The sequence below is a fragment of the Bacillus sp. (in: firmicutes) genome (assembly GCA_017656295.1).
In the GTDB taxonomy this organism is placed as follows: domain Bacteria; phylum Bacillota; class Bacilli; order Bacillales; family JACDOC01; genus JACDOC01.
Window position 1 is genome coordinate 1 of record JACDOC010000048.1, and the last position, 677, is coordinate 677.

The following is a 677-nucleotide window of genomic DNA, read 5'->3' on the forward strand; positions in this document are numbered from 1 at the left end:
GTGAAGCCGGGCGACGTTTCCTTGGCATGAGGCATTATGACGTGCAACTCATCGGTGGCATGGTCCTGCACTCTGGGGCAATTGCTGAAATGATTACCGGAGAAGGTAAAACACTCGTTGCGACACTCCCTGCCTACCTTAATGCACTCGAGGGTAAGGGCGTGCACGTCATTACAGTAAATGACTATCTTGCCCGTCGTGACATGGAATGGATGGGGCCTCTCTATATGGGACTCGGCCTTACAGTCGGCACAATTCAATCTGGCATGGAAGCCGACGAGCGTCAACGATCATATGCCTGTGATATCACCTACGGAACGAATAACGAATTTGGTTTCGACTACCTTAGAGACAATATGCGGATGGCGGCCCGAGGTGACGAACGCTTCCCCAGCCAAATGCAGCAGTCGCAAGGCAGGCTTAACTTTGCGATCGTCGACGAGGTGGACAATATCCTCATTGATGAAGCCCGAACGCCTCTGATCATTTCAGGCCCCGCACACGATGATGTCACTAAATATGCACGAGCCGATAAGGTAGCTCGTCAACTGAAAGCGGATGACCACTTCGAGGTTCAGGAGAAAGAACATACGGTGAGCCTGACAGAGTCTGGCGTTCGTCAGGCCGAAAAACTCGCTGGTGTTGAAAGCTTCTACACGGCGGGCAACATGGAGTGG

At 52.4% G+C, this 677-nt stretch carries 1 protein-coding gene; it reads left to right on the top strand.

The genetic code is table 11. The features are described 5' to 3' along the window. On the top strand, positions 1 to 677 hold a 677-nt coding region (locus H0Z31_15765; protein MBO8178849.1), incomplete at both ends, for a preprotein translocase subunit SecA.